This is a genomic window from Dyadobacter jiangsuensis, from assembly GCF_003014695.1.
Taxonomy (GTDB): domain Bacteria; phylum Bacteroidota; class Bacteroidia; order Cytophagales; family Spirosomataceae; genus Dyadobacter; species Dyadobacter jiangsuensis.
The window spans coordinates 790,211-815,522 of the sequence record NZ_PYAS01000001.1 but is presented as its reverse complement, the minus strand read 5'-3'; the positions used below and the strand labels follow the sequence as shown (position 1 = coordinate 815,522).

The following is a 25,312-nucleotide window of genomic DNA, read 5'->3' as shown; positions in this document are numbered from 1 at the left end:
TAAATACGATTACTTAAACTGGTAAAATTTCCATTGGGTTTTGAAATCCGATCTCAGCGACTGATTGGTCAATGTGGCACGTACCATTTCGATCGGCATGTTGTTTTCCTTCATCACCGCATCGTGAAACTGCTTGAATGTCATTTTACCGCTGTCGACGAGCTCCTTTTTAAGGCTAAACAGCTGCAAGCCGCCTATGAGGTAGGCCACCTGATACAACGGACTATAATTCCCTTCAAACGAACGCCTTACCTCTCCTTCCGCATTCGCACGCTCGTGGCCGACGCGATCGACGAGGAAATCGATGCATTCCTGCGGCGTCCATTTCCCAAGGTGATAGTTCAGCGAGAAAATGATACGTGCGCAGCGGTGCATACGCCAGAAAAGCATCCCGATACGTTCCTCCGGCGTTTTGGCAAAACCTTTGTCATACAGCAGCAGCTCCCAATACAACGCCCAGCCCTCCGTCCAGAACGGCGTCCGGAAATCGCCACGGTAAGACTTGTAACGGCTGTTCATATAATATTGCAAATGGTGCCCCGGAACGAGTTCGTGATGCACAGTAGAGCGGGAGAAATACGGGTTATTGCCGCGCATGCTCATGAGCTTGTCGTCATGCGCCATGGTATTGGTCGGGTAGGAAATGATAATATCCCTTCCACCCAGGAAAAACGGGTTCACCAACTGCCGTTCCGGCGTCATCATTTGCATTCCCCAGGTTTCGTCGGCTATTTCAGGATAGTCGATGAGGTTGTTTTTGAGGATAAATTCCTTCGCGTCATTGTAAAGTTTGAGGATCAGTTCGGGCTGGGTGCCGGCCGGCACGTAGCTGTTTTTTACTTTCTCCTGCGCCTTCTTCCACTCATTCCCGAACCCCATTTCCGCTGACGCTTTCAACAATTCCTTATCACACCAAGCGAATTCCTTGTTGGCGAGTTCAATCAATTCATCCGGTGTATAGCTGATCATCTCGGTCCCCAACTGGCGGATCAACTCCTCCCGACCAATGGGAACGCCCTTAATGCCGCTGATATCTTCCTTCTGGGTTGTATTGAGCTTTCCTTTGCTGCGGATCAGCTTCGAATAAGCGAGTAGTGTACTGTCCAGCGTTTTGTATGGCTTCGGCACCCACCAGGTAAACAGCGGATCATAACCATTATAAAACTCAAATGTGCTTTTCAAACGCGCTTCCAGACCGGTTACCGCCTCCACGCCCATGCGCGACAACGGCATATCGATCGATTCCAGCTTCTTGAACGACTCCTCGGCCTGCTTTACCTCTTTCTGCAAATCGTTCAATTTCGCTGCTACTGCCTGCCCATCCACCGTGGCGCCACGCCGGCGCCCTTTTTCCAGCTCATAAATTCCGGCCGCAAACGGAATGTACTTTTCGATTTGCCCGTACTCCTTCTCCTCCTGGCTCAACGTCAGCAAATGATCGTCGATATTACGTTTCAGCAACAGGTAATCCACTTTGCCGTAAATGCTCATGGCATTGAAATCCGCTTTCGCCAACTTCGCTAAATAGCCATTATCGACCTCCCGCAGCCTTTGCCGCTGCTCCGGCGAATTGAGTGCCGAGCCTCCCCCCTGCTGCCCCCGTGCACCCGTGGGCATAGGACCATAAAAGTACTTCACCGCACGAATGTCCTGCGCGTACTGGATCACCAGCCCGGCTACCTCGCTGGTTTGTTCATATAGGTTAAATTTCGATTTGGATGATTGTGCCGCTGCTCCGAAAGCCGCCAGCCAGCAAAAAAGAAAAACCGCCCAACGCGTGCGCGTCACGTACATATGCGTCATAGGATTCAGGATATTAAGGTTGGATTTTACCAAAATTAGCCCAAAATCCCCGCGAAAACGTACCGTGTTTTAATCATTTATTGACGGATTTTAGCATGTGTGGACCGGCGACGGCCGACCGTTAGCCCCATATATGTTGCCGCCTTAGAGCCTCCGTTACTTCGTCGGGGATATCGAGGGTGGAGAGCACTGTCTGACATTCTTTCTCTTTGGCATGATCTTCCATTACGCGGGCAAGTTCCTGCCGTATGATAATCGCTTTGGCCTTCTCCTGAGCTGTTTCGTGCTCGCCCGTTTTGGCCAGGGCCATGTCCAGCACCTTTGCGGAGGCCGGATGGTCTTCTTTGAAATCGCGGAGGCGCAGAGCGAGCGAAATTGCCTTTTGCAATGGCGTCAGCGTGTCCTGGTCGGCATCTTCGTACTCTACCTGGTCCTTTTCGCCCATCTGGATCACGATGACGGCGTTTTCCGAAACATCGGTAATCGTAAAACGCGACTGCCCCGGCTTCATCCTCGAAATCCTCGGAACACCGGTATGGGGTACCCGCCCCAGCCCTACTTTTAATGCATTACAAAAATCCGTGTGCGCCTGTTCGACATTCTGCACCATCATCAGGCAACCGGTATACCCCGCCTCGGCCCCTTTCACGCGCACAAAATGCAGCTGGTGCCCGTTCCTTTCAACGACGCCATACTGGTACGGCCTATCCTGCCGGTAGGTAATCGCAAAGCCCAGATTTTCCCAGAATGCAAGCGTCTCGCCAATGGTTTTGCAGGGTAATACCGGCACGGTAATCCAATCTTTTTGTTCCATAAAACTGGCGTTTGGTTCAGCAGGCAAACCTAGCTTATGGAATTTTAAAATTCCTTTTATATACTTTTTTGACGATAAAGGACACACTTCCGAAGCGGTCTCCGGCAATTCCTTTAATTTGGAACATGCAAGATTTCATCCATGACAAGCGGGTGTATTACAGCCCCATTGAATTTGCGATGTCGTACATCGGCGGTACCTGGAAAATGCCGGTGATCCGTGCACTCGCGAACGGGCCTCTCCGCTACGGCGACCTCAAAAACGCGATTCCGCACGTTACCGACAAGATGCTCAACACCCAGCTCCGCGATCTGGAAAAGAAAGGAATGGTAACCCGCACGATTTTCCGCGAAAAACCGCCCAGGGTAGAATACGCCCTCACGGACCGCGCAATGCAATCGATCCCGGCTATTGAAGCATTGGAAAATTATGGCAGGAAGTTGATGGAGTTGGAGGCGGGAGAGATCACAGAGAGGCGTAGTTGACCGCTGACGACTGACCGCCGACCGCCGATACCAACACTAAACGATCCACAATCAGAGATCGGCCGTCGGTGGTCAGTGGTCCGCCGTCGCTGCCAGCTTATTGCTCGTAAGTTCCGCCCGGAAACGCGAAATAATCGCCTTAAGCGTCTCGCCGGTACCTTTGATCACCAGTTTATTAAGGTTGTACTGCGACATATTCATCGCAGCGGCTATTTCCTGAATGGTAAGATGGTCGGTTTGCTCCAACATTTTACGCACCTGGCTGAGCACGCGGTCGGTTTCCTCGCTGTACTGTGTGCCGGTTTCGGTGCGCTGCGTATCCGGCAGGTTACGTTTTACGAGATTGACCAGCAATGCAGCCGAATTCGCGACGAGCTCGCGGCTGCTGTCCTGCAAATGCCCGAGTTCTGTTTCGATCAGTCGTACGAGGTGTGTAACCGCCAGTCGGTCGGTTTCGTTGCGGAGCTCCTTCGGCCGCAGGAAACTGGGCACCGAAAACAGGTCGCGCACGGCCCGGAACATGCCTGTGAAGCTGTTGAGTGGATCCGCCGCCCCGGCGATGCGGAACGGATCGAAGAAGATAGTAAGCAAATTGGTCCTGTAAAAGGACTTGAAATGGATTGGGTGGCCGGGGGAAAGGAGAAAGATCGCCTGCTCTTCGTAGTGCCACGAATCATCGTCGCAGGACAAAACACCTTCCCCTTCCGTGACAAATGCAATACCAAACAAGCCGCCATAGCGCGATGACTGTTCGAGCTCGCGGGCTTCGCAGCTTACCAGGTTCAGGGTCTGATCGATATTGAGTTCTTTCATCACGTTGAAGAAGGGTTTAGGAATAGTCACCTCATCCCGTGTCCGCCTTTCGCGACGTCCACGAAACACAGGGTTTAGGTTTATGGTCAACTTACTGTTGGTTTTCGCAAAAACACAGTCAGTAACCAAAGATGTTTACCAATACCCGAACCAAAAAATCAAAGGTGCCCAATGCCGGATTTGCGGAGCCGAATGCCCGCTTTGGGAGGAAGAACGAAAACCAGTGGGAGCTATTTACCGAGCCATTGTTTGAAGTCGGCCATGCGGTCGCCGCTCACAAACACTTCCTGCGCGGTGGCCGGGGTCAGTTCCAGCTTTAACCTGCCTGCCGAAACGGTGTAGATGGAGCGGATGCTGTTCAATGCGATGATGAGCGAGCGATTAATGCGAAAAAACTCCTTGGGATCAAGCATTTGCGCCAGTTTATCCAGGCTGTAATCCATCGCGAGGTGTTGCCCGTCGAACGTCCGGAGGAACGTCGCCTTCTGCTCGATGGTGAAATAGGCGATTTCGGTCGTACGAATGCTGAAAAGCTTCGGACCTGCCGATGCAAGGAAGCGCTCTTTGTAACCTTCCTCATTACCCGACTGATACATCGCCATCAATGCGGCAAAATCAGGTGCGGGAGTAGCTGCGGATTTGGCATGCAAAGTCACAAACTTATCGATCGCCGCGCTGAGCTCCACCTTATCGACCGGTTTGAGCAGATAGTCGATACCATTGGCTTTGAATGCTTTAAGTGTATATTCGGAATAGGCCGTCGTAAAAATGATCGGAATTGTCAGTTTCAATTCCTCGATAATCTTGAATGCGAGGTCGTCTTCCAAATGCAAATCCATGAAAATCAGGTCGGGCTGTATGTTACCGGCATCGCTCAGCCACTGGATACTCTCCCTGACCGACGACAATTTCGCCATCACATTGATTTTGGGATCATATTTCCCAACCAGACTTTCCAACCGGTTGGCACTCAGCGACTCATCTTCTATAATAAGCACATTCATGAAAGCAGCGGCACTTTAACGGTAAAACAGCCGTCGGTCTTGTCGACCATCACCGGCTTGTCGATCAGCAATTTATAGCGGTTCACAATATTCTGAAGACCCAGCCGCGTGGACGACTCGGGCAACTCCCGTACTTGCAGCGGGTTGCTGATCACAAGGTAATCGTCTTCCACGCCAATCGTGATCAGCAGCGGATTGCTGGTCGACATCCGGTTATGCTTCACCACATTCTCCACGAGCAATTGTAAAGTGAGCGGCACGATCGAGTATTTATCCTTTTCCTGGTAGGAAATCCGGATGTCCAGACTGAGCTTGTTCTCAAACCGGATCATGAGCAGGAACATATAGGTTTCGAGAAACTCGACTTCCGTAGCCAGCTTAATGGAATCGTACACCGATTTTTCCAGGATATACCGGTAGGCCTTGGAGAGCTGGTTGATAAACTTGACGGAAAGCTCCTGGTTGGTTTCCACCAGCGTCGTGAGCACGCTGAAATTATTAAAAAGGAAATGCGGGCTTACCTGGTTTTTCAATGCGTTGAAATGGGCCGTTGCGTTCTCCTTCTGCAAACGCTCCTCATTGATCACCACCCTTTGCAGGCGCTCGTACACGCGCTTGTTGGCCGCTAGGTAATACTCCGCCATCAGCGCCAGCACGGTAATACTCGTATTGGCCCGCTGTTTCAGCACGGGGGTTTTGTTCAGCGTAATGGGCAGCACATCGAAACTGCCTTTTTCAAAAACCGCCTCCATCCAGTGCCACAGGTAGCGGTACCAATGATTGAACACCATGGCCAGGCCAATCGCCACCACCAGCATAATGGCCTGGTTCACCACGCGAAAACGTTCGGGAAAATCCTCCCCCAGAAAGCGGGAAGTAATGTATTGAAGCCACTCTATGACATTGATCCACAGAATAAAAAAGGCGATGCTGAACAACAGCTCCATTGTCCACAACGGCAGGCGATGCCAGAAGATGGGCATATCGATCTGCAAAACGTTCATATAGATGCGTATCGGCACATATATGACCGCGAAGCCCAGACCAAGTTCCCATTTTTGGCGGTTGGTGAGACGGGATGTTATTCGGGATTGCATTTACTTTTGAATTCTGAACATCAAAAGTAATAAAGTAGGATGAACTGTGATCTACTATTTTTCCGATGAGCCAAGCGAGTGTTTCTGCCGGGCGGGGCTGGTATGCGTCCAGCTTTTGAATGCGCGGTGGAATGCGCTGGGCTCGGTGTAGCCCAAAACCTCCGAAATCGCATGCACCGTCGCGTCGGTATTTTGCAAAAGATTTACAGCCAGCTCCTTCTTCATTTCCGCAGCCAGTGAGCGGTAGCTCTCACCATCCTGCTGCAACCGCCGTTGGAACGAGCGCTCGCTCATGTTCATATGCGCGGCAATGATTTCGAGCGAGGGAATTTTACCACCGAAATCACGCGCGATAATTGTTCTCACCTGCCCGCCAAACCTGCCCGACTGGCCCCCGACAGCCGTTTTTTCACGAAGGATCTGCGCAAATGAGGCGTATAACGATTCGTCAGCGCTAATGAGCGGCATATCCCCCACCCGCCCTTCAAAAACAACCCTATTCTGCGGTTTATCAAAAGCTACCGGGCATTTGAATACCTCCTCATAGCTGATCCGTGACACGGGACTCCGGTAAGCGAACTCCGCCCGCAGCGGGTATATTTTTTTGCCCGTAAGAATGTACATATAGTTCCAGACACCCCCCATCGCCATTTCGACCGCCTGCCGGGCGGTTTCGGGGGAAGCCTCCTGCCAAACCGGGTTCACCCTAAAAATCAATTCGAGCTCCTTCCCTGCTACCGCGTCGTAAGATATCCAGCCCGAAACCGTCTGCTGATACTTAACAACTTCTGCATAAGCCTCTTTCAACGTCCGGCAGCTTTGCATCAGATAACCCAGCGCACCAAAAATAGACGGATTATTAACCTGTCCCAAATGCAAACCGAACATCGGGTCCCCCGTAGCGGCAATGACCTCTCTCCACAAATCGACGATCGGACGCAAGCCTTCTATCCGTTTTTCGGCGTCGTTCAGCTCACCCGGCCGGATACCCAATGCGGCGCAAAGTTTATGCAGGTCGCCCCCCTTTTCGGCGGCGGCGTAAATGATATTCCGCAAAACACGGACGGTTCCGTACATATGGAGATTAATTTTGAATGCTTGACAGAGTCACCGCAGCGATGATCGAATGGTCAGATGTGGTCAAGAATAGTCAGGTGTGGTCAATGATTGTCAGGAATAGTCATGGGTCTGTTTGAAATCCTCAATAATCAAAACAATACTTAACAACTCCTGACCACTCTTGACCACTCTTGACAACTCCTGACTATTCCTGACCACTCCTGACCACACTTGACCATTCCTGACCATTCACTTGGCGTAAAGTGTCACATTCCTGGCGCGAAACGTCATCGATTGCCTGCGGCGGCCCAGGTTATTTTGTACTATCAATCAAAACTAGTCAAAACAGCCATGGAAACTTTTACCGGACAGGAAGTCATTGAACGCAAGCCTCTCCAACGCGTCATTTCCAACCCCGAATACACTGTAACCTTCGTCACGACTGCGGCTGAAAGCGGCAACAGGTTCTCGGAAATGGAGATCGAATTGCGGCCCGGCGGCGGCAATGGCCTGCACAGGCATTTGAATTTTACGGAGACATTCATTCCCATCGAAGGCGCACTCGAAGTGCAGATCGGCAGGAACAAGTTGCTGCTCGAACCCGGGGAACAATACACGGTACCCATCGGCGTCGCCCATAATTTTGCGAACCCCGGCTCAAAGCCCATCCGCTTCCGGGTCATGATCGAGCCCGGCCATGAGGGTTTTGAGTATTCATTGCGAATGCTTTATGGCCTGGCCAACGAAGGCAGGTCGGAAATCAAGACCTGGGACGATCTTTTGCGGGCGTCGGTGGTGCTGATGATCAGCGACATGCGGCTTGCCGGTAAACAGGCATTCATCAACCCGTTCCTGCCCATGCTCTACCGGCTTGCATGCAGGAAAGGATACGACATCGATATGGTTAAAAAGTATTGTATTTAATAATAGCAAAACAGGCGGCCCAATCGGAATGATTGGGCCGCCTGTTTATCAGAGCACGTAACGCTTTGAATTATTTCTCCGCATACTTCTTGAAGTTATCGAGAATCGCCTGCCAGCCGGCCTGCTGAAACTCAACCGGATGCGTATTTTCCGGATCGAAGGTTTCTGTTACCTTGGTACCGTTGCCATCCTGTTCGAACAGAACGGTCACTTTACGGCCATCGCCCAGGGTGTAGGCCAGGTAACGGTTTTCCTCCACCTCGGTGTAGGTACCGCCGAAATCGAAGCTGAAACTGCCGTCCTTCGCAGCCATGGTCGTTTTGATGTTACCGCCTACCCGCACGTCGTTTTCAGAAAAAGGGGCATGCCAGTCGTCGGATGCGAAACACCATTGGGTAATGTGCTCCGGCGCATTCCATTTATTCCAGACGTCCGCTACCGGTGCATTGATATTCGCTTGTACAGTTACAGGTTGTGTTGTCGCTTCCATTTCTTTGTGTTTTTTAGTGATGATTGATGTTACAAAGTTGCCGGGTTTCCGGGAAACGGAGCGATGCCTGTTGCGACAAAAAGCGGGTGCGTTTGCGACACCCGCTTCAAAAACGTCATTGATTCACTGTCAGAGCCTTTTTTACTGCCGGTGCCACATGCGTTCCGAGCAGTTCGATCGACTTCATCAAATCCTTATGCGCAGGTGCACCCACGTCCGTATGCATGAGAAAGCGCGTAAGCCCGAACATCTCCTGATGGTAAAGTATCTTATCCACCACTTCGTTCGGCTCGCCCACAAACAATGCACCGCTGCGGCTTTGCCCGCCTTCGAACTGCGCACGCGTGTAAGGCGCCCATCCGCGGCTGCGGCCGACGCGGTCCATTTGTGCAGCATACGAAGGAAAGTACAGATCGCTCAATGCCTTTCCGTCCGGCCCCACCAGCCCGTGGGAATGCGTAGCCAGCTGCATTTTGGCAGGATCATGGCCTGCTTCCAGGTATTCGGTTTTATATAATTCAAAAAACGGCTTGAACTGTGACGGCATGCCTCCGATGATGGCGATGATCAACGGTAGTCCGAGCCGTGCAGCGCGTACCACCGACTGCGGCGTACCGCCTACCGCCACCCATATTTCCAGGTTATTGTTCACAGCCCGTGGCAAAACCTCCTGCCTGTCGAGCGTTGCGCGAAACTTGCCCTTCCAGGTAATCACATCGTTTTCATTGATTTCTTTCAGCAATTGCAGCTTTTCGGTAAACAGGCCATTGTAGTCATTCAAATCATACCCGAAAAGCGGGAACGATTCGATGAAACTGCCCCGGCCTACGGTAATCTCCGCACGACCGCCTGAAATGAGGTCTACCGTTGAGAAATTCTGATAAACCCGCACCGGGTCCGCAGAGCTCAATACGGTTACCGAGCTGGTGAGTTTGATATTCTTGGTCACCGAGGCCGCCGCCGCCAGAATGATCTCAGGCGTTGAAACCGCGAAATCCGGCCGGTGGTGCTCACCTATCCCGAACACATCCAGCCCAACCTCGTCGGCGAGCTTGATTTCCTCCAACATATCCTGCAAGCGCTCCTGCGGCGACTGAAAAGAACGGGTCTCATTGTTAAATGCAAGATCCCCGAACATGCTGATTCCTATTTCCATTTCCTGTTTGATTTTCGTCTTTGTTTCGCGCGACGACTTTATCGCAGCGTCAAAAACACAACCGCCGATACATCGTATAGATTCCGGATTTGCTCGTTCAGCGCAGTATCCAAAAGTATAGCGAGGGGCTGCGGCTGACGGCCGACCGCGGACCGCCGACGGCCGACCGTAGACCATGGACAATAGACCATGGACTACGACTCACTGGTCATTTGAATCGGGAAATAAGGGTCAGGTATTGTCAAATGCGGGTCAGATGTGTTGCGGCCGGCCATGGTCTATGGTCGGCCGTCTGCGGTCGGCCGTCAACCGTCAGGCCGCCTGCGGCCTACTCGCTCCGCAAGCTCCGCACGGGGTTCACCATCGCCGCCTTAATCGACTGAAAACTGATGGTAAAAACGGCAATCAGCACGGCTATCACGCCCGCCAGCGCGAACATCCACCATTCGATGTCGATCTGGTAAGCGAACCCTTGCAGCCACTGTTTCATAATATACCAGGCTACCGGCGAAGCCAATACAATGGCCATGACGACGAGTTTGAGAAAATCTTTTGAAAGCAATCCCACTATACCCGTTACCGATGCGCCCAACACCTTACGAACGCCGATTTCCTTGGTCCGTTGCTCAGCGGTGAATGCAGCCAGGCCAAACAGCCCAAGGCAGGAAATGAATATCGCCAGGAACGCAAAGTAACCCGCCAGTTTGCCCACGATCTGCTCGCTCTGGTATTGGCGGGCGTATTCCTGATCTGTAAATGAATAGGTAAACGGGACGTTGGGGTTCAGTTTCCTGCATATCCGCTCAATAGCGGCCAGTGTTTCGGGTGTTTTGCCTGCCTGAATGCGGACGATCACACTCCCTTGCGGTTCTCGCGCACCGAGGTAGGCGATCAGCGGGCGGATAGCCGTATGCAGCGACTGAAAATGGAAGTCTTTAAGCACACCCACAATCCGGACTTTCGAATTCCCCCACTTCATTTCACGGCCTACCGGGTCTTTGAGGCCCATTACTTTTACAGCCGTTTCATTGACAATCACCCCCGATGAATCCGTAGGGAAGTCTTTGGAGAAATCGCGGCCATCGGTCATTTTCAGGTTCATCGTTTTGGTAAAATTATAACCTATGCCTACCGGTGTGAACCTCACCGGGGCGCTGGGATCACTGCCGGGCCAGGTAATGCCATCAGTACCGTTCCCGTTGGACGCGGGATTGGCGGTCATGTGTGAGACCTGTTTCACGCCCGCTACCTGCGTCAGCTGTTCTTGCAGCAGGTTGAATTTTTTAAAAAGCTCACCTTCGATGGGGAAGTACACGAGGTTTTCACGATCGAAGCCCAGGTTTTTGTTTTGCACAAAACCTACCTGTTTGTAAATGATGATCATCCCGACAATCAGGATCACCGACAGCCCGAACTGAAACACGACCAGTCCCTGCCGCACCCACACCGAGCTCGAATCGAATTTCAGGGCACCTTTGAGAATGCGGACAGGATTTAGCGACGAGAGGAACAATGCAGGGTAACTTCCCGCGAGCAGGCCTGTCACGACGAGCAGCCCCGCAATCGCACCCCAGAACATCGGCTCCGAAAACGGCAGCGTCATTTGCTTGCTGGTGAGACTGTTGAATGCAGGCAGCAATAAAGCTACCAGCATTACCGCCAATACCACCGAAAGCACCGATATCAGGAACGCTTCACCCATAAACTGCCCGGCCAGCATCGAACGCATGGCGCCCACCACCTTCCGTACACCCACTTCCTTTGCCCGCCGCGACGAACGGGCCGTGGCAAGGTTCATAAAATTAATACAGGCAATGAGCAGGATGAATACTGCTACAAAACTGAATAGCTGTACATATTCAATGCGTCCGCCATCCATTTTCGCCTCTTTGATGGTGCTGTTGAGGTAATATTCATGAAAAGGCTGCATGGCCAGCTGTGTCTTATACGGCTTGTCGCCGTCGCGGTCGGTCTTATCGAGCAGATGGAGCATTTTTGCTTCCACTTTGGCAGGATCGGCGTCTTTACGCAATTTAAAAAACGTGAGCGGGTCGGTATTGCCCCAGTGCATAGCCCAGTTATTGTCGTCGACGTAGGCCTCCCAGGTCATGAGGCAATCGAATTGGAGCGAGCTGTTGGGCCCGACGTTCTCGAAAACCGCGGACACGGTCATTTCTTTGCGATTATCATAGCGGATCGCCTTTCCCATAGCCGCCTCCGGACTTCCGAAAAACGCCTCGGCCATGTTACGCGAAATGGCGATGTTGCTCTTGTCGTGCAACGCCCCGGCAGGTGTTCCTTGCAGCAATTTGTAACTAAACATTTTAAAGAAATCGCCGCTCACCCAGTTGGTTGCCTGTTTGTTTATTTTATTGCCGACAGAAAACGTCTGAGGAATCGTCCACGAGTACGGCGTGCTCATTTCGATCTCCGGCACCGATTTTTTCAGCTCGTCGGCCAGCGGCCCGGGTGTCCAGATCACCCCCTGCACTTTCCCACTGAAATACTCGCGCATGTAAATGCGGTACAGCTGATCCTTATTCGCATGGAAGGCATCCACGGCCCGTTCGTCGCGGATCCATAGCATGATCATAAGGCTGCAAGCCATGCCGAGCGCCAGCCCAAGGACATTAATGGCAGAAAATGTTTTGCTTTTGAGAAGGTTGCGAAATGCGATTTTGAAATAATTCTGGATCATGGCTGGACTGAATGAATAGGTTTCGGAATAGTCGTTTGCGCGTTTCGAGCGCGCGAATGGGCGCATGAGGCGTATGGCCGCGAGGGCATATCTCCGGTCGGCGGCCCGTTTGCCCAGGCTTTCGAGCCAGTAGCTGTACATTTCGAACATATCGCCCTGTAATTCTTCGCGGGTGTCGGGGTGCGACCAGCGTGCGAGCAGCCAGGTGGCCCAGCGTGGAGGGAGAACGTGCGGTGTCCGGCTCATATCAGTTTCCCATTAATTGGAGTGTCTGCGGCGACATCGCATTCCACAACGTCTCCCGCGCCTCTTTCGCTTCCCGCAATGCTTTACGGCCAAAGGCAGTCACGCGGAAAAAGCGTTTGCGCCGCCCTCCCCGTTCGGCAGTGGCCCCTCCCATTTCCGACGACAGGTACCCTTTCTCTTCCATTCGTTGCAAAGTAGTGTGCACGGTGCTGAATCCCACGGCCCGCCCGGTCTTCTGGTCGAGCTCCTGTGCGACGGTTACGGCGTAGGCTTCTTCCGCCAGCACCGCAACCGTCAGCAACACGACTTCTTCCAGTTCTCCTAAAAATGCTCTTTTCATGGCTAAAAGTATTTATTCCGATTATGTCGGGCAAATGCTGTGCCAGAATTTAAAAACGCGCTTGTAGCTATCCCGGAACTGTTTTTATGCATTTTAATAAAGCGATGAATGTCCGATTCCGAACATCCTTGGCATCAAAGCGGACAAGTCGCAGATAGTGCTTGAAAACCGGTGGCCAAACAGTTACATTTGGGATACAATCGGTTCTGTTTTATGGATATAGGCAAGGAGCTCCTGTTCTTTTTCAGTGCGCTGGGTGCTTTCAACGGCATTCTGCTGGGGATATTCCTGTTGTTTTTCACGCAAAAGAAATACCTCGCCAATAACTTCCTGGCGGGTTTGCTGCTGGCGTCCAGCGTAAGGATCGCCAAGTCGGTGTGCCTGTATTTCGACGGAGGCTTGCCCAAGATATATTTACAGATCGGTCTTTCCGCCTGCTTCTTCATCGGACCGTTTTTGTACTATTTCGTGCGCTCGGCCGTAATACCCCTGGAAAAGACGCCCAAGGGCTGGACCTGGACGCTCGCGGCGCTGGCCGTACTGACACTCTGCGTAGGCATTGCCCTTCCCTATTCCGAATACCCGGTTTTATGGAACAAAGTGATCGCGAGGCTGATTTACGTGCAGTGGTTTGGTTTTTTGGTGGCATCCGGCCTGACGATCCGCGGCCTGCTCCGAAAACTGTTCCACCGCTCCTACGTCATGAAGCCCGCCGAAACGTGGATCTCCATGATTTTCCTGGGCAACGTGCTGATCTTCCTTTTGTATTTTTCTTCGCTGATCAATGCTCCTTTCGCTTCGTACATCAGCGGGTCCATTGCGTTTTCGCTTATCCTTTACCTGATGATCACGCTGGTGATTTACAAAAAGAAAACCGACGAGCTGTTCCTGCTTTTACCCGACAAACCCGTCGCTAAAAAACTCAGCGGAAGTGATGCCGAAATATGGCTGGGCAAGCTGGAAAAGCTGATGAGCGAAAAAGCTATTTACAAAAATCCCGACCTGAAACTGCATGAACTCTCGCGTGAAATACAGGTTTCGGGGCACCAGCTTTCGGCCCTGCTGAACGACGGCCTGGGCAAGAATTTTACGACGTATATCAATGAGTGGCGCATTGCCGAAGCCTGTAAAATGATGGCTACCGAACAGCATCTGACGCTCGAAGCGATCGGTTATGAGGTGGGTTTCAACTCCAAATCCACTTTTTTTGCTGCATTCAAGAAGGTAAAGGGCACTACTCCCTCCGCCTATCAATTAACTATCAACCAACCCATTACGGATTAAAGACGGTACGAATTTATAAATCCGTACTCCTGATTTGCCTTTTGCACACCTCCCCAAACGGCAGGCTTTGGATTTTTGCATCAAACCATATCCATTGTCACAGCCATGAAGCTTTCCGGCATCATTTTCTCCATCCTTTTCCTGTTTACACAAATAGCCATTGCCCAGCACCGTTACGCGATTTCGGGTAGGGCCGTCGGTGCAAACGGGCAGCCAGTCGCCGTGTACGCCCGCCTGCTTGACCTGCCCGATTCCACATTGCTCCAAGGCGCGCCATTCGAGGACGGCCGCATTACTTTCACCGGCATTACGCGCGAACCTACTACCATCAGACTGAGCAGCGTCGGTCTAGCGGATACCGTGATCGTCATCAGTCCTAACGGCCGGACGCAGATCGACCTCGGTACGATCCTCCTGCGTGAACATGCGCACGCACTCGCGGACGTGACCGTACGCGGGCAGGCGCCGCTCGTGAGGCAAGGCGCCAACGGCACCACTGAAATCCAGGTAACAGGCAGCATTCTGGCCGGCAGCACATCCGCTACCGAGCTGCTCGGGAGGTCACCGGGCATTATCTTCACCGATGGCCGGGCAGGTGTGGCTGGGCGGGGCGAGGCATTGATTTTCCTGAATGGTCAGGCTATTACCTATGAACAAATGGCAGCCATTCCCGTAATCCGCATTGCCCGGGTAGAAGTGATCCCGAACCCCTCTGCCCGATACGATGCCGAGGGGAAAGCGGTGATCAATATCATTACAAAACAGGTTGTCGACGGCGGTATGACGGGCTCAGTAACCCAGCAATATGCCTATACCCAATTTGCGGGCAGTGAGCTCAATACCCTCGCGGATGCCCAGTACATGCGCAACAAGCTGGCGTTGCAGGCCAACTATGCCCTCCAAACCGGCAACAACCGTGAAGTACTCCACACCACGCGTACCCGCCCCTCGCCCACCGAATACCTCCACTCCGATCTCACGACCGACTGGCAGCGCAAATTGCGGAACTATTCCAATTTCGGTGCAGGTGCACAATGGAACCTGAATGCCAACAGCTATTTATCATTAAGTTACAAGGGAAACCTCAACAGCCTCGGCGGCAACCAGAATAGCAGCAATGCGCTCACCGACCAGAAGGGCAGCAGCTTCTACCAAAGCCGCATTGCCAAGGACGAAGAACGCTGGAACCATGCCGTTACCCTTAATTTCCAACACGCATTGGACACGCTCGGCTCTGCATTGTTTATCGGTACCCAATATGCCCGCTTTAAAACCGACCAGCACGACCGGATTGCCGAAAGCAGCCGCACCGGCGACAGCACCGGCCTGCGCAACCTGGTCAACGACGTGCTCGTCCGCATCAACATTTCCAGCACCCAGCTCGACTATACGAAAGCATTCCGCAATGGCGGCAAGCTCGAAACCGGCGCGAAGTTCAGCTACGCCGATAACGGCTCCGGAACCGACTTTATGGTTTCCACCGAAGACGGCCCGTTCGTGCCCGATCCGGGCCTGAGCAGCAACTTCCGGTACCGCGAGAAAGTACCCGCCGCGTACCTCAATTATCAAGGGACCATGAAAAACAAGGTACTTTTCGGTGTCGGTGTACGGGGCGAATACACCCATTACTCGCTCAATACCACTGCTCGTGGCGGCCAGGTTATCGGGGACAGGTACTTCAATGTTTTCCCCAATCTGTTTATCAGCAAAAACTTCCCGAATGGCCTGCAAAGCCGCATTTCCTACGTTTCAAAGATTACCCGTCCACGCTATCAGGCACTCAATCCGTTTGTAATTTACCAGGATCCCTTCACGACCATCGAGGGGAATCCCAATATGCAGCCCGAGAAGATCCATACTTTCGAAACCGGCCTGCAATACAAGCAGCTCGACGTCCGCGCGGGTTATACCTACACCAAAGACAAGATCAGCGGGGCTGCATTACGCGGCGATTCACCCAACAGCTACATTTTAAAAGGGATTAACCTCGCGCGGGAGCATTCCCTCTTCATGACCGCCTCAGCGACATTCAGCATCGCATGGTGGAACACGACCAACACCATCACGGTAAGCCGCAACAACCTGATCGACAATGAATATGGGTTCGAAATACTCAAACCCAGGCCTCAACTTTATGCCTACACCAGCAATACCTTTGATGTAAACCATATTTTTAAAATCCAGCTCATGGCCTGGTACCTGAGCGAAAGGTCGCAGGGACTTTACAATGATTTCAGCCGGTCGACGGTAACCCTGGGCATAGAGAAGGACTTTTTGAAAAACGCATTGAAAATCAGGCTCACCGCGAACGATATTTTCCACCAAAGCCACGTTCACGGCAAATACAGCGTCGGCGCAACCAACATTTATTATCACCGCACCTATTCCACCGCATTCTTCGGCATCAGCGCGATATACCGGTTCGGGCGGTCGGGAAAAATTACGTTTAACAGTAAATCAACGGGCGAATCGGAACAGAACCGGGCGCGGTAAATATGGTCATGTGTGGTCATGGTTAGTCAGGTGTCGTCATGGATAGTCAGGTATTGTCAAATTTGAAACGGGCTATTCTGACTATTTCTGACAAACCTTGACCGCTTATGACCACACATGACTACTCATAAGTCCTCAACGCCCCAACATCCCCCTGCGCCTTCAATATTTTCTTCAATCCATCGACATTCATTGTCAGCCCTACCTCGGCATCCGGGGCGGTTTCTTCGTTGATAATGCCGATCGGGCCGCGGTAGCTGCTGTCGCGAATGATGCGGATCATTTCCGCTTCCGCATCGCCCTCGCCTACGGGCACAACCTTCACGGGATTTCCTTTTTTAAGTCCCATTAAGTTCACGGCCATTAAATGCGGCAGTATTTTGGGGAAGAACTTGGGGAAACGTTCAATGTCCTCCTCGGCGTGGTGCAGGTTATAGACGATCCCAATGTTGGGTCTTTTGAGATATTTCATCACTTCCAGCTGGTTTTCCGGCATTCCGTACCAGCCGCCGTGGTTATAAAGGCCTACCGTACAGCCGATTTCCGCGGCTTTATCCGCAATGTAGGCTACCGGTTTGGCCACAGCCTCCACCTTTTGCTGCTGGGTCATTTTGTCCATGTCTTTAATCCCGCCGATCATACACCAGATCTCCGTTTTCACATTATGCCGTTTCAGCAGATCGAGGATAATGGGCAGATTCTGATCGTTTTCCGGGTTCGGGCCCGAATACAGCCAGAATGCCTGCAATTTGATGTGGTGCTTTTTCAATGCTTCCAGCTCGGCATCGAATTCGGGAATGTGCTTCTCGCGCCAGTCGTAGGCGAGCATGGTAAAACCCAGCTTGTTCAGCATTTCGGCGCGCTGCTGGGGGGTGCGTTCCTTGGAATCGAATGGGACAATACACCAGGCAATAAGGTTCTGCCGGGCATAAATGTTGTCAGTGCCTTTCTTCTTTTGCGCTGAAACCGTCGGAAATGACAGCAGCACGAGTAGTAATGCGCAGGTTGCGATCAGTTTTCGAAGCATCGCCGGGTTGGAGTTTTACAGGATAAGCCCCAACCCGGCGATTTCTTTATGTTTTCAATCAAATTTTACGCGAAGCATCGGCCATGAACGGGTCACTAATGCCCTCTTTACCGGTTTCTACACGGCCGGCAAAGCGCATAATGCCCCTCTTTGCGCCCGTATGCACGTTGAAATCGTACCACTGATGGGCCTTTGAAGCCGGGATAAGCATTTTCACCGTTCCGTCGGCGGGCAGGTTTGCTTCTATTTCCTTTTGCTGATAGGCATTGTCGGTAACTTTCAGCGTCTGGGGTTTCTTTCCGTTGTTCACCGCCACGAGTTCCAGATCGCCAGTCGGTTTACCATTTTTATTCAAAACATAACCACAGGACAATGCCATCTCCGATTCCTGCGCGTTACCTGCAAACTCGCGGAAGTAGCCATTAGGACCGTAGACCCGCAAGTGGTATTGGCCGTTTTCAAAACCCGCCAGCTTGAAACTTTCCGTCAGCGTATCGCCAGCCTTCACGGCGTAGTTCCACACCCGCAACACTTCACCTTCATAGGCATTCATGGCGTAAATGATAAACGGTGCGCCCGCCGATTTGGCACCGAAAACCTTATTTCCTGCATGCATGGTTATCTCAAATGCAGCCCTATCCGCAGAAAACGCCCCGTTTACATACAGCTCATACGGAATCGCCACCGACGGCCTGGTCCCCGGCTCCTGCTTCGGCAAAAAGGGCGATCCGACCGGGTTATCATTGATTTTCCCGATTTCCGTCGCATTTAAAGCCTTGAAATTTGCCGGCACCGCTTTGAACTGCGCTTTGTGAATCGTCGTGAGGATTTCATCGCGATTCACCGGCTTCGGTTTTTTATACGGCGACGCATCGAAAGGCTGGAAAACCGAGCTCATATTGCCGCATATCGTCCGGCGCCATTCGGTAATATTCGTTTCCCGAACCTGCTTCCTGGACTTATGGTTCGTAAATTCTTCCAGAAACTGGATAATCGAAGTATGATCGAAAACCTGCGAACACACCTTCCCGCCCCGCGACCACGGCGACGCCACCACGAGCGGCACGCGGAAGCCCAGGCCTATCGCCCCACCACGCGCATTGGCTTTCGGCACCTGGGATTCGTCCTGTTCCAACGGCACATACTCGGCCTTGACATCGATGCCCGCGGACACCTTCCCGGAGTTCGGCTTGGTCGGATCAGGAATCGAAAATGGCGGAATGTGGTCATAATAGCCGTCATTCTCGTCATAGCAAAGGATGAAGATGGTCTTCTTCCACACCTCCGGATTTTTCGTCAGGATATCGAGCGTCTCGGAAATGTACCACGCGCCATACCACGGCGCCGACGGGTGATCGGAGAAGTTCTGAGGCGCGGCGAGGTATGAAACCGTCGGCAGCTTACCTTCGTTCACATCCTTGCGGAACTGGTAGAAAATGTCGCTTTTCGGCATTTCGATAGTCTTACCCACGTCGCCGTCAATGTATGATATCGACGACAGTTTCAGATAATCCGGGTCATTGCGGTTGGTCACAAATGCATTACGGTGCAGCTCTTGCTGAAACACCGACAGCTTCTTAAAATTCTCCTCACTAAATTCGGCCAAATCAGTTTCGAGGCGTTCCAGCAAGGCATGCCGCTGCTCCCATGATTTGGTTAGTTTGTCCTTTTCAGCACCCGTCGCGGCATCCAGTTTCTCTTTCAATGCCGGAAGGTCCTTTTTGATTTTATCCACTTCCAAAGTCGCGTAATGGATAAAATCTCTCGAATATTTCACGCCATACTGGGCATAACGCTCCAAAGGGTTGCAGCCAAAATTGCTCAGCCACGAGCCGACGCCGGGATGGAACTGTACCACCGCGCCTACTTCATTCTGATAGAACTTCCAGCTGATACCGGCTTCCTGCATACGCTCGGGGAAAGTTTTCCATTTCACTGGTTTGTTAATGGAAAAATAGCTGTTCCGTACCACTGCCAGCGAGTCCATTTCCGGCTTTTCGCGGATCGTACCCGACCAGAGGTAATAACGGTTGGGATGCGTGGGCGTCATCGACGAGCAGAAATTCTGGTCACAAATCGTGAATGCGTCGGCCAGGGCATAGTAAAACGGAATATCCTCCCGCTCGTAGTAACCGAGCGTCAGCGGCATTTCGGCATATTCCTTGTGGCCCGACCGCTTGGAAGTGAGCCATTTGTCGGATTTACCGCCATTGTAGGCATCCACCTGCGACTCGCGCGAATGCGGCAGGTCGTGCATCCAGGTGGCTTTCGTATTTTTAATATCGAGCCTGAATGGCGCGTAAGTGTCGCCTTTCAGGTCGGTTTGGAGCCACACTTTATTCCTATTCGGCAGATCGATAGCCCGTGGGTCGTTGAAGCCCCGTACGCCCTGCAACTTGCCATAGCTATGATCGAACGAGCGGTTTTCCTGCATCAGGATGACCACGTGCTCCGCATCGAGGTAAGTCGTATTCGGATCGGGCGTGATCGCCATCGCCCGCTGCACCGACTCCGGGAACAAACTCGCCGCGCCCGCGCCGCCAGCCAGCATCGCCGCCTTTTTAATAAAATCTCTTCTTGAATCCATGGGTTTAGTTTGGGTGGTTACTAAAAGGTACAAGTAATGGGAGCGGCAAAATTACTGATGCGTTCGCCGGTAGTGGGTTATGGGAGTGTTAAGAAATTTTGGAAAAAATCCAGATGGATTGTAAAAATTCCAAAACAAGTAGTACCTTTGGGGACTACTCAAATGTTCCTTCATTCTTTCTGCACTCAGGAAACCATCAACCGGTAACACCTATTTTCGAGCTATGAACGCAATTGAAGAAAAAATCGAGGGGACTATCCATTTACTACTTTACATTCTGCAAAAGCTCGGCGGGCACTCCGATATTCACAAGCTTTTCAAAATCCTTTACTTTGCCGACCAGAAACACCTGGTCAAATATGGTGCTGCTATTTCACAGGATCATTATCACGCCATGAAAAACGGGCCGGTACCCTCCATTGCCTATGATATTTATAAGAATGTCAAAGAAGGTGGAACATCCTACGCGCGGTACTTTTCGGCTGTGGATCGTTACTCAATTCAAGGGATTACCGCACCGGATCTTGATTTCCTTTCCGAATCAGAAATGAAATGCATGGATGAATCTGTGCAGGAAAACAAAAAACTCAGTTTCAACGATCTGACGGACAAATCACACGACGAAGCCTGGAACCAGACAGGTCGGGACAAGGAAATAAGCCCGGTTGCCATTGCCAAAGCCGGCGGGGCTGACAACCACATGGTCAAATACATTGAAGACCAGTTGCTGATCCATTCAGCGAAGTTTGAATGATTACCAATAGCTGCAATCATTCTGATGGCTTCATTGATTGGGACCGTCCTTCGGATGATGGTCAAAGACACGACTCCGCCCAAAGTCAAGCGTTTCATTATCGTCGGTGAATCAGCCGACAGCCTCACGTTAGCTTCGGTATACATTAATACGGAACTCAATATGAAGGTCAATTACAATCTGGACCTTCAATGCCAACATATTGAATTTCCGGCCGACGGTCGCGACTATCTTGATCACACATCGTTTGTCGATTGCTCGAAACTCAAAATCATCGAGCGATCAGAACTATGCACGATCATTCAAAACCGTCCGACCGTCGTTATCGGCAAGCTCGATCGGCAAGATTTCGAAACAATAAGGCGCCAGATCAGCTGTTCAATGACCATCAAAGGCAAAATCAAGAAGCGATATGGCTTTTATGATTAATGCATTTCCCAATTCCTGATTTTTTTCAAACCCGACCTTCGGGTATTTCGATTTGGGGCTACTAAGAGGTGATATATGAATCAACACCTCATGCCACGCAGCTTATTTACACGTTTATTCCTCCTGATTACCATCAGTTTTAACGGGCTCCAAGGGTTCGCCCAAAAGGTACTTTCGGTTTCCGGCTATGTCAAAACAGCATCCGGCGAGGCGCTGCCCGGCGCAACCGTTTCCATCCTCAAAACCCCGAACGGCGTTACGACGGATGCGAATGGCTTTTTTGCCCTACCAGCCGCGAAAACAGGCACCTACACCGTGCAAGCCACATTGATGGGCTACAAAGCCGTGTCGGAAACGGTAACGATACAAGCCGGAAAGACAGCCTCCCTCCATTTCCAGCTCCAAGAAAACCAGCAAAATCTCAATGAAGTAAGCGTTTACGGTAAAACGGAAACGCAGGCAGTGAAGGAACAGGCCTTTACTGTGAATGCGATCGAGACGAAACAGTTTCAAAACACCACAGCCGACCTCAACCAGGTACTCAACCGCAGCGCCGGCGTACGCATCCGCGAGCAAGGGGGATTGGGATCGAACTTCAACTTTTCGATCAACGGGCTTTCGGGCAAGGCGGTGAAGTATTTCATCGACGGCGTACCGATGGAAGTCATGGGCAGCGCGATGTCGCTGAACAATATTCCCGTGAACCTGTCGGAACGTATCGAGGTGTATAAAGGCGTGGTGCCGGTGCAGCTTGGCTCGGACGCCATGGGCGGCGCGGTGAATGTGATCACCAACCAGAAACAAACCAACTACCTCGACCTCAGCCACAGCTACGGTTCGTTTAACACCCATCGTTCGGCGCTGACAGCTCAGTATGTGCACAAGCCGACGGGCATTACCGTCAAGGCGAGCGGCTTTTTCAATTACTCCGACAACAATTATAAGATGAAAGGCGTCGAGATCCTGGAAGGCGGGACGCGTGTCGGGAATCAGATCACCGACCTCACCGGGGCCAACTTCGTAACCACCGACGTGAAACGTTTCCACGACCACTACCGCTCGGGTATGGGGCAGGTAGAGGTGGGTATTACCAATAAAAGCTGGGCCGACGTTCTGTATGCAGGTTTTGGTTACTCCGAGAGCCGCCAGGACCAGCAAACGGGTTTTGAACAGGCCATTGTATACGGCAATGTGGAACGAAAGGGAAAATCGTCGACCGGGACGTTGCGGTACAAGAAAAGCAACCTATTGGTAAATGGCCTGGACGTAAACCTGTTTGCTTCGCTTTCAACAGACAAATACCTGACTGCCGATACCCTACTTCGCCAATACTACTGGGACGGCTCCTGGACTACCAAGGGCGCGACCGAAATGGGCGGTATCAAATCGCTCTCGCATATCATCCGCCCGCGTGCCTTCCTACGTGCGAATGCGAGCTACACACTCAACGAGCGGCATTCATTGAACCTCAACTACACGATAGATCGCCTCAAAAACGAGAATTATAATGAATTGCTCGTATCCGGCGACGATATGCCGGGGATCATGACGAAGCAGATCCTGGGACTTGCCTACCAGCAGGAACTGCTCGACAAGCGCTGGACCAATACCTTTTTTGCCAAATATTATGGCCTGGGCCTCGAACGGAAGAAATGGGTCGACAACGGCTACCAGGTTTTGACCGACAATTTCCCCAATTACGGTTACGGCGCGGCATCGCGGTACAAAATCCTGCCCGACCTCGGCGTGAAGCTCTCCTTGGAACATACCTTCCGCTTGCAGGAGGTAGAAGAAGTGTTTGGCGACGGCCTGAATGTCCAGCCTAATCCGGACCTCAAACCCGAGCGCAGCGATAACGTGAACCTGGGCTCCTACTATGGTTTCCGCACCGGCAAGCACCGCTTCTTCGCCGAAGCAGCCGGCTTTTACCGCAATGCCTCCGACTTCATTTACCCCGTTGCCGACCAGCGTTCGAAGGCTTTGAAAAACGAGAACAAATCGAATGTGCGGGTAACAGGCTTCGAAGCCGAACTCCGGTACGACTACGCCGATCTGCTTTCTTTCAATGTGAATGCAACCTATCAGAATGCGATCAATATGACGAAGTTCGGCAGCACGACCTCCAATGTGCCCGAAGCGACTTATAAGAACAAAATCCCTAATCAGCCGTGGTTCTTCGGTAATGCCAACCTGGGCATCGGGAAAAGCGATGTGTTTATGAAGGGTTCGCGCCTGCAATTCAGCTGGTTTACCCAATATGTGCATTGGTTTTACCTCACCTGGGAGGCTTTCGGGAATGTAAACGGCAAGTCGACGATCCCGAGCCAGCTGATCCACAATGCGACGCTGAGCTATTCGTTTGCCGACGGTCGCTACAACGTGTCGGCCGAATGCCGCAATCTCACCGACGACCTCGCGTACGACAATTTCAGGCTTCAAAAGCCTGGTCGTGCATTCGCGCTGAAACTCCGCTATTTCATCCATTAAGCAACTTAAATTTTACCTATAACACCCAAAAATGAACAGATTTTTCAGCTACCCGGCCAAAGCCATCCTCGTTGCGCTCACCGCATTCACCCTTCACGGATGCAGCGATAGCGACGATAACGGAGGTACTCCCGTTCAGGAAGAAGGCAAATACTCCGCCGTACTTTGTGTGGGCGCATGGCCCAATACCGCCTATTACATTGCGGATGTGCCGTCGCTCACGAGCGGTACCATCACCCTCAAAGGCAACGGCGCCGAAATGACCGGCAAAGTGTATGCGCAGGACATTATTCAAAAGGACGGATTTTACTACCACGCCAATTTCGGCAGCGGCCGTTTTGGTAAGTATCACGTTCAAAACGGCACGCTGGTGATCGACAAAGAAGTGCCCTTCACATTCCTCAACTGGAGCTCCTATGTGTGGGTGGATGATCAGACGCTCGTGATCTTCGGCGACGCGGAAGGCGAAGGCCGTTACGCTATCGTGAAAGTGGCAGATATGACGCTTACTACCGGAAAACTGGACCTGAAAGCAAAACCGGCTGGCTTTACCGGCTATAACGTCGGGTTTGCCGAATACCGCGACGGCAAGCTGTTTGTGGGCTACGGCTATTCGTTCTCGGATTGGTCGGTAAAACCGCTGCCGGTCAACCCCGATTTCAATGTGGCGGTTGTGAGTTACCCTTCCATGAAAACCGAAAGCACCATCACCGACACGCGCACCACTACGCCCGGCGGCCCGATCGTGTACGCGCCGGCGTCGTTCAAGGATGAAAACGGCGACATTTACTTCATCAGCGATCCGGTGGCCGGTTACGATTACAAATCTCCATCGATAGTTTACCGTATCAAAAACGGTGCTACCACGCTCGATCCGACCTATTTCTTTGATCTTTCAGCCAAAACGGATAACGGCATGGGCGCGGCGATGTGGTATATCGGCAACGGTAAAGCCATCGTGCGCACGCGTATCAAGGGCGAGTCAATCGATGCCGACCACTCGTTCTCTGTTATCGACGTAAAAACCGGCACATTTATCAAAAAGCTTGACCTCCCTGCCGACAAGGGCGAACGGATGGTCAATGCCGTGGTGGTGGAAGACGGCAAAGCTTATATCGCCGTGAATGCAGCCGACAAGGATTATATCTGGGAATACGACCCGGCTAGCGAAAAACTGACGAAAGGCGCCGAGTTTGTAGATGGCATCGATTACATTCTTCGGCTGGAAAAAACGAAATAACAAGCTCGCTATCAACACTTAATTGATATATCAAGTTAACCCCCGCGGAAAATCCCACGGGGGTTTCTTCTTTCTGCACAAG

General features: G+C 51.9%; 20 protein-coding genes. 8 read left to right on the top strand and 12 right to left on the bottom strand.

Going from position 1 to position 25,312, the window contains the following annotated elements; translation table 11 throughout:
- Nucleotides 1-9 precede the first annotated feature (9 nt).
- A complete protein-coding gene (locus CLV60_RS03025) occupies nucleotides 10-1,803 on the bottom strand; it encodes a DUF885 family protein (RefSeq protein ID WP_106593964.1) in 1,794 nt (597 codons plus the stop codon).
- A 121-nt stretch (nucleotides 1,804-1,924) separates the two neighbouring features.
- Nucleotides 1,925-2,617, bottom strand: coding sequence for a DUF8817 family protein (locus tag CLV60_RS03020; RefSeq protein ID WP_106593875.1), 693 nt, complete (start codon nucleotides 2,615-2,617; stop codon nucleotides 1,925-1,927).
- A gap of 125 nt (nucleotides 2,618-2,742) precedes the next feature.
- On the opposite strand from CLV60_RS03020, the gene CLV60_RS03015 reads away from it, so the two are divergent.
- Nucleotides 2,743-3,102: a winged helix-turn-helix transcriptional regulator gene (locus tag CLV60_RS03015; RefSeq protein ID WP_106593874.1), complete on the top strand. Its 360-nt coding sequence runs from the start codon at nucleotides 2,743-2,745 to the stop codon at nucleotides 3,100-3,102.
- Nucleotides 3,103-3,174: 72 nt separating this feature from the next.
- Here the strand turns inward: CLV60_RS03015 and CLV60_RS03010 are convergent, their stop codons facing one another.
- From CLV60_RS03010 to CLV60_RS02995, 4 genes are all read right to left on the bottom strand, one after another.
- A complete protein-coding gene (locus CLV60_RS03010) occupies nucleotides 3,175-3,915 on the bottom strand; it encodes a helix-turn-helix domain-containing protein (RefSeq protein WP_106593873.1) in 741 nt (246 codons plus the stop codon).
- 230 nt (nucleotides 3,916-4,145) lie between these two features.
- Nucleotides 4,146-4,919, bottom strand: coding sequence for a LytR/AlgR family response regulator transcription factor (locus CLV60_RS03005; RefSeq protein WP_106593872.1), 774 nt, complete (start codon nucleotides 4,917-4,919; stop codon nucleotides 4,146-4,148).
- Nucleotides 4,916-6,016, bottom strand: a complete 1,101-nt coding sequence (locus CLV60_RS03000; protein ID WP_106593871.1) for a sensor histidine kinase — start codon at nucleotides 6,014-6,016, stop codon at nucleotides 4,916-4,918. The genes CLV60_RS03005 and CLV60_RS03000 overlap by 4 nt, the downstream gene beginning before the upstream one ends.
- A 54-nt stretch (nucleotides 6,017-6,070) precedes the next feature.
- Entirely contained in the window at nucleotides 6,071-7,093 is a 1,023-nt protein-coding gene (locus CLV60_RS02995; RefSeq protein ID WP_106593870.1) for an AraC family transcriptional regulator, read from the bottom strand.
- Between the two features lie 333 nt (nucleotides 7,094-7,426).
- On the opposite strand from CLV60_RS02995, the gene CLV60_RS02990 reads away from it, so the two are divergent.
- Nucleotides 7,427-7,999, top strand: a complete 573-nt coding sequence (locus CLV60_RS02990) for a cupin domain-containing protein (RefSeq protein ID WP_106593869.1) — start codon at nucleotides 7,427-7,429, stop codon at nucleotides 7,997-7,999.
- Between the two features lie 70 nt (nucleotides 8,000-8,069).
- Here CLV60_RS02990 and CLV60_RS02985 read toward each other — a convergent pair whose 3' ends face one another.
- The 4 genes from CLV60_RS02985 to CLV60_RS02970 all read right to left on the bottom strand — a co-directional run bounded on the left by CLV60_RS02985 (nucleotide 8,070) and on the right by CLV60_RS02970 (nucleotide 12,929).
- On the bottom strand, nucleotides 8,070-8,489 hold the full coding sequence (locus CLV60_RS02985; RefSeq protein WP_106593868.1) for an SRPBCC family protein: 420 nt from the start codon (nucleotides 8,487-8,489) through the stop codon (nucleotides 8,070-8,072).
- Between the two features lie 115 nt (nucleotides 8,490-8,604).
- A complete protein-coding gene (locus CLV60_RS02980) occupies nucleotides 8,605-9,645 on the bottom strand; it encodes an LLM class flavin-dependent oxidoreductase (protein ID WP_106593867.1) in 1,041 nt (346 codons plus the stop codon).
- A 328-nt stretch (nucleotides 9,646-9,973) separates the two neighbouring features.
- Complete coding sequence (locus CLV60_RS02975; protein WP_229210789.1) at nucleotides 9,974-12,589, bottom strand: ABC transporter permease; 2,616 nt, start codon at nucleotides 12,587-12,589, stop codon at nucleotides 9,974-9,976.
- A gap of 1 nt (nucleotide 12,590) precedes the next feature.
- Nucleotides 12,591-12,929 (bottom strand): PadR family transcriptional regulator, encoded by a 339-nt coding sequence (locus CLV60_RS02970; protein ID WP_106593866.1) that lies wholly within the window; start codon nucleotides 12,927-12,929, stop codon nucleotides 12,591-12,593.
- 213 nt (nucleotides 12,930-13,142) lie between these two features.
- Here CLV60_RS02970 and CLV60_RS02965 point away from each other — a divergent pair, with 213 nt between their 5' ends.
- The gene (locus tag CLV60_RS02965) at nucleotides 13,143-14,213 is read left to right on the top strand and encodes a helix-turn-helix domain-containing protein (RefSeq protein WP_106593865.1); all 1,071 of its coding nucleotides are present in this window, start codon (nucleotides 13,143-13,145) and stop codon (nucleotides 14,211-14,213) included.
- Nucleotides 14,214-14,288: 75 nt separating this feature from the next.
- Nucleotides 14,289-16,706: a TonB-dependent receptor domain-containing protein gene (locus CLV60_RS02960; RefSeq protein ID WP_146151515.1), complete on the top strand. Its 2,418-nt coding sequence runs from the start codon at nucleotides 14,289-14,291 to the stop codon at nucleotides 16,704-16,706.
- Between the two features lie 121 nt (nucleotides 16,707-16,827).
- On the opposite strand, the gene CLV60_RS02955 is transcribed toward CLV60_RS02960, so the two are convergent.
- Both CLV60_RS02955 and CLV60_RS02950 read right to left on the bottom strand, forming a co-directional pair.
- Nucleotides 16,828-17,733, bottom strand: coding sequence for a sugar phosphate isomerase/epimerase family protein (locus tag CLV60_RS02955; RefSeq protein ID WP_106593863.1), 906 nt, complete (start codon nucleotides 17,731-17,733; stop codon nucleotides 16,828-16,830).
- 58 nt (nucleotides 17,734-17,791) lie between these two features.
- Nucleotides 17,792-20,320 carry a phosphocholine-specific phospholipase C gene (locus tag CLV60_RS02950; protein WP_106593862.1) on the bottom strand — a complete coding sequence of 843 codons (2,529 nt, stop codon included), beginning with the start codon at nucleotides 20,318-20,320 and terminating at the stop codon, nucleotides 17,792-17,794.
- Nucleotides 20,321-20,543: 223 nt separating this feature from the next.
- Between CLV60_RS02950 and CLV60_RS02945 the strand changes: the two genes are divergently transcribed.
- From CLV60_RS02945 to CLV60_RS02930, 4 genes are all read left to right on the top strand, one after another.
- Nucleotides 20,544-21,074, top strand: coding sequence for a Panacea domain-containing protein (locus CLV60_RS02945; RefSeq protein WP_106593861.1), 531 nt, complete (start codon nucleotides 20,544-20,546; stop codon nucleotides 21,072-21,074).
- Between the two features lie 24 nt (nucleotides 21,075-21,098).
- Nucleotides 21,099-21,503, top strand: a complete 405-nt coding sequence (locus CLV60_RS02940) for a hypothetical protein (RefSeq protein WP_229210788.1) — start codon at nucleotides 21,099-21,101, stop codon at nucleotides 21,501-21,503.
- Between the two features lie 90 nt (nucleotides 21,504-21,593).
- A complete protein-coding gene (locus CLV60_RS02935) occupies nucleotides 21,594-23,990 on the top strand; it encodes a TonB-dependent receptor (RefSeq protein WP_106593860.1) in 2,397 nt (798 codons plus the stop codon).
- 31 nt (nucleotides 23,991-24,021) lie between these two features.
- Nucleotides 24,022-25,230 carry a DUF4374 domain-containing protein gene (locus CLV60_RS02930; protein WP_106593859.1) on the top strand — a complete coding sequence of 403 codons (1,209 nt, stop codon included), beginning with the start codon at nucleotides 24,022-24,024 and terminating at the stop codon, nucleotides 25,228-25,230.
- The last annotated feature ends 82 nt before the right edge of the window (nucleotides 25,231-25,312 follow it).

Coding starts and splice junctions, on each gene's coding strand:
- CLV60_RS02995 (WP_106593870.1), bottom strand. CDS start 7,093: ATGTACGGAACCGTCCGTGTTTTGCGGAATATCATTTACGCCGCCGCC.
- CLV60_RS03025 (WP_106593964.1), bottom strand. CDS start 1,803: ATGACGCATATGTACGTGACGCGCACGCGTTGGGCGGTTTTTCTTTTT.
- CLV60_RS03000 (WP_106593871.1), bottom strand. CDS start 6,016: ATGCAATCCCGAATAACATCCCGTCTCACCAACCGCCAAAAATGGGAA.
- CLV60_RS03020 (WP_106593875.1), bottom strand. CDS start 2,617: ATGGAACAAAAAGATTGGATTACCGTGCCGGTATTACCCTGCAAAACC.
- CLV60_RS02955 (WP_106593863.1), bottom strand. CDS start 17,733: ATGCTTCGAAAACTGATCGCAACCTGCGCATTACTACTCGTGCTGCTG.
- CLV60_RS03015 (WP_106593874.1), top strand. CDS start 2,743: ATGCAAGATTTCATCCATGACAAGCGGGTGTATTACAGCCCCATTGAA.
- CLV60_RS02940 (WP_229210788.1), top strand. CDS start 21,099: ATGGCTTCATTGATTGGGACCGTCCTTCGGATGATGGTCAAAGACACG.
- CLV60_RS02930 (WP_106593859.1), top strand. CDS start 24,022: ATGAACAGATTTTTCAGCTACCCGGCCAAAGCCATCCTCGTTGCGCTC.
- CLV60_RS02980 (WP_106593867.1), bottom strand. CDS start 9,645: ATGGAAATAGGAATCAGCATGTTCGGGGATCTTGCATTTAACAATGAG.
- CLV60_RS02945 (WP_106593861.1), top strand. CDS start 20,544: ATGAACGCAATTGAAGAAAAAATCGAGGGGACTATCCATTTACTACTT.
- CLV60_RS02985 (WP_106593868.1), bottom strand. CDS start 8,489: ATGGAAGCGACAACACAACCTGTAACTGTACAAGCGAATATCAATGCA.
- CLV60_RS02970 (WP_106593866.1), bottom strand. CDS start 12,929: ATGAAAAGAGCATTTTTAGGAGAACTGGAAGAAGTCGTGTTGCTGACG.
- CLV60_RS02950 (WP_106593862.1), bottom strand. CDS start 20,320: ATGGATTCAAGAAGAGATTTTATTAAAAAGGCGGCGATGCTGGCTGGC.
- CLV60_RS02965 (WP_106593865.1), top strand. CDS start 13,143: ATGGATATAGGCAAGGAGCTCCTGTTCTTTTTCAGTGCGCTGGGTGCT.
- CLV60_RS02975 (WP_229210789.1), bottom strand. CDS start 12,589: ATGAGCCGGACACCGCACGTTCTCCCTCCACGCTGGGCCACCTGGCTG.
- CLV60_RS03010 (WP_106593873.1), bottom strand. CDS start 3,915: ATGAAAGAACTCAATATCGATCAGACCCTGAACCTGGTAAGCTGCGAA.
- CLV60_RS03005 (WP_106593872.1), bottom strand. CDS start 4,919: ATGAATGTGCTTATTATAGAAGATGAGTCGCTGAGTGCCAACCGGTTG.
- CLV60_RS02935 (WP_106593860.1), top strand. CDS start 21,594: ATGCCACGCAGCTTATTTACACGTTTATTCCTCCTGATTACCATCAGT.
- CLV60_RS02990 (WP_106593869.1), top strand. CDS start 7,427: ATGGAAACTTTTACCGGACAGGAAGTCATTGAACGCAAGCCTCTCCAA.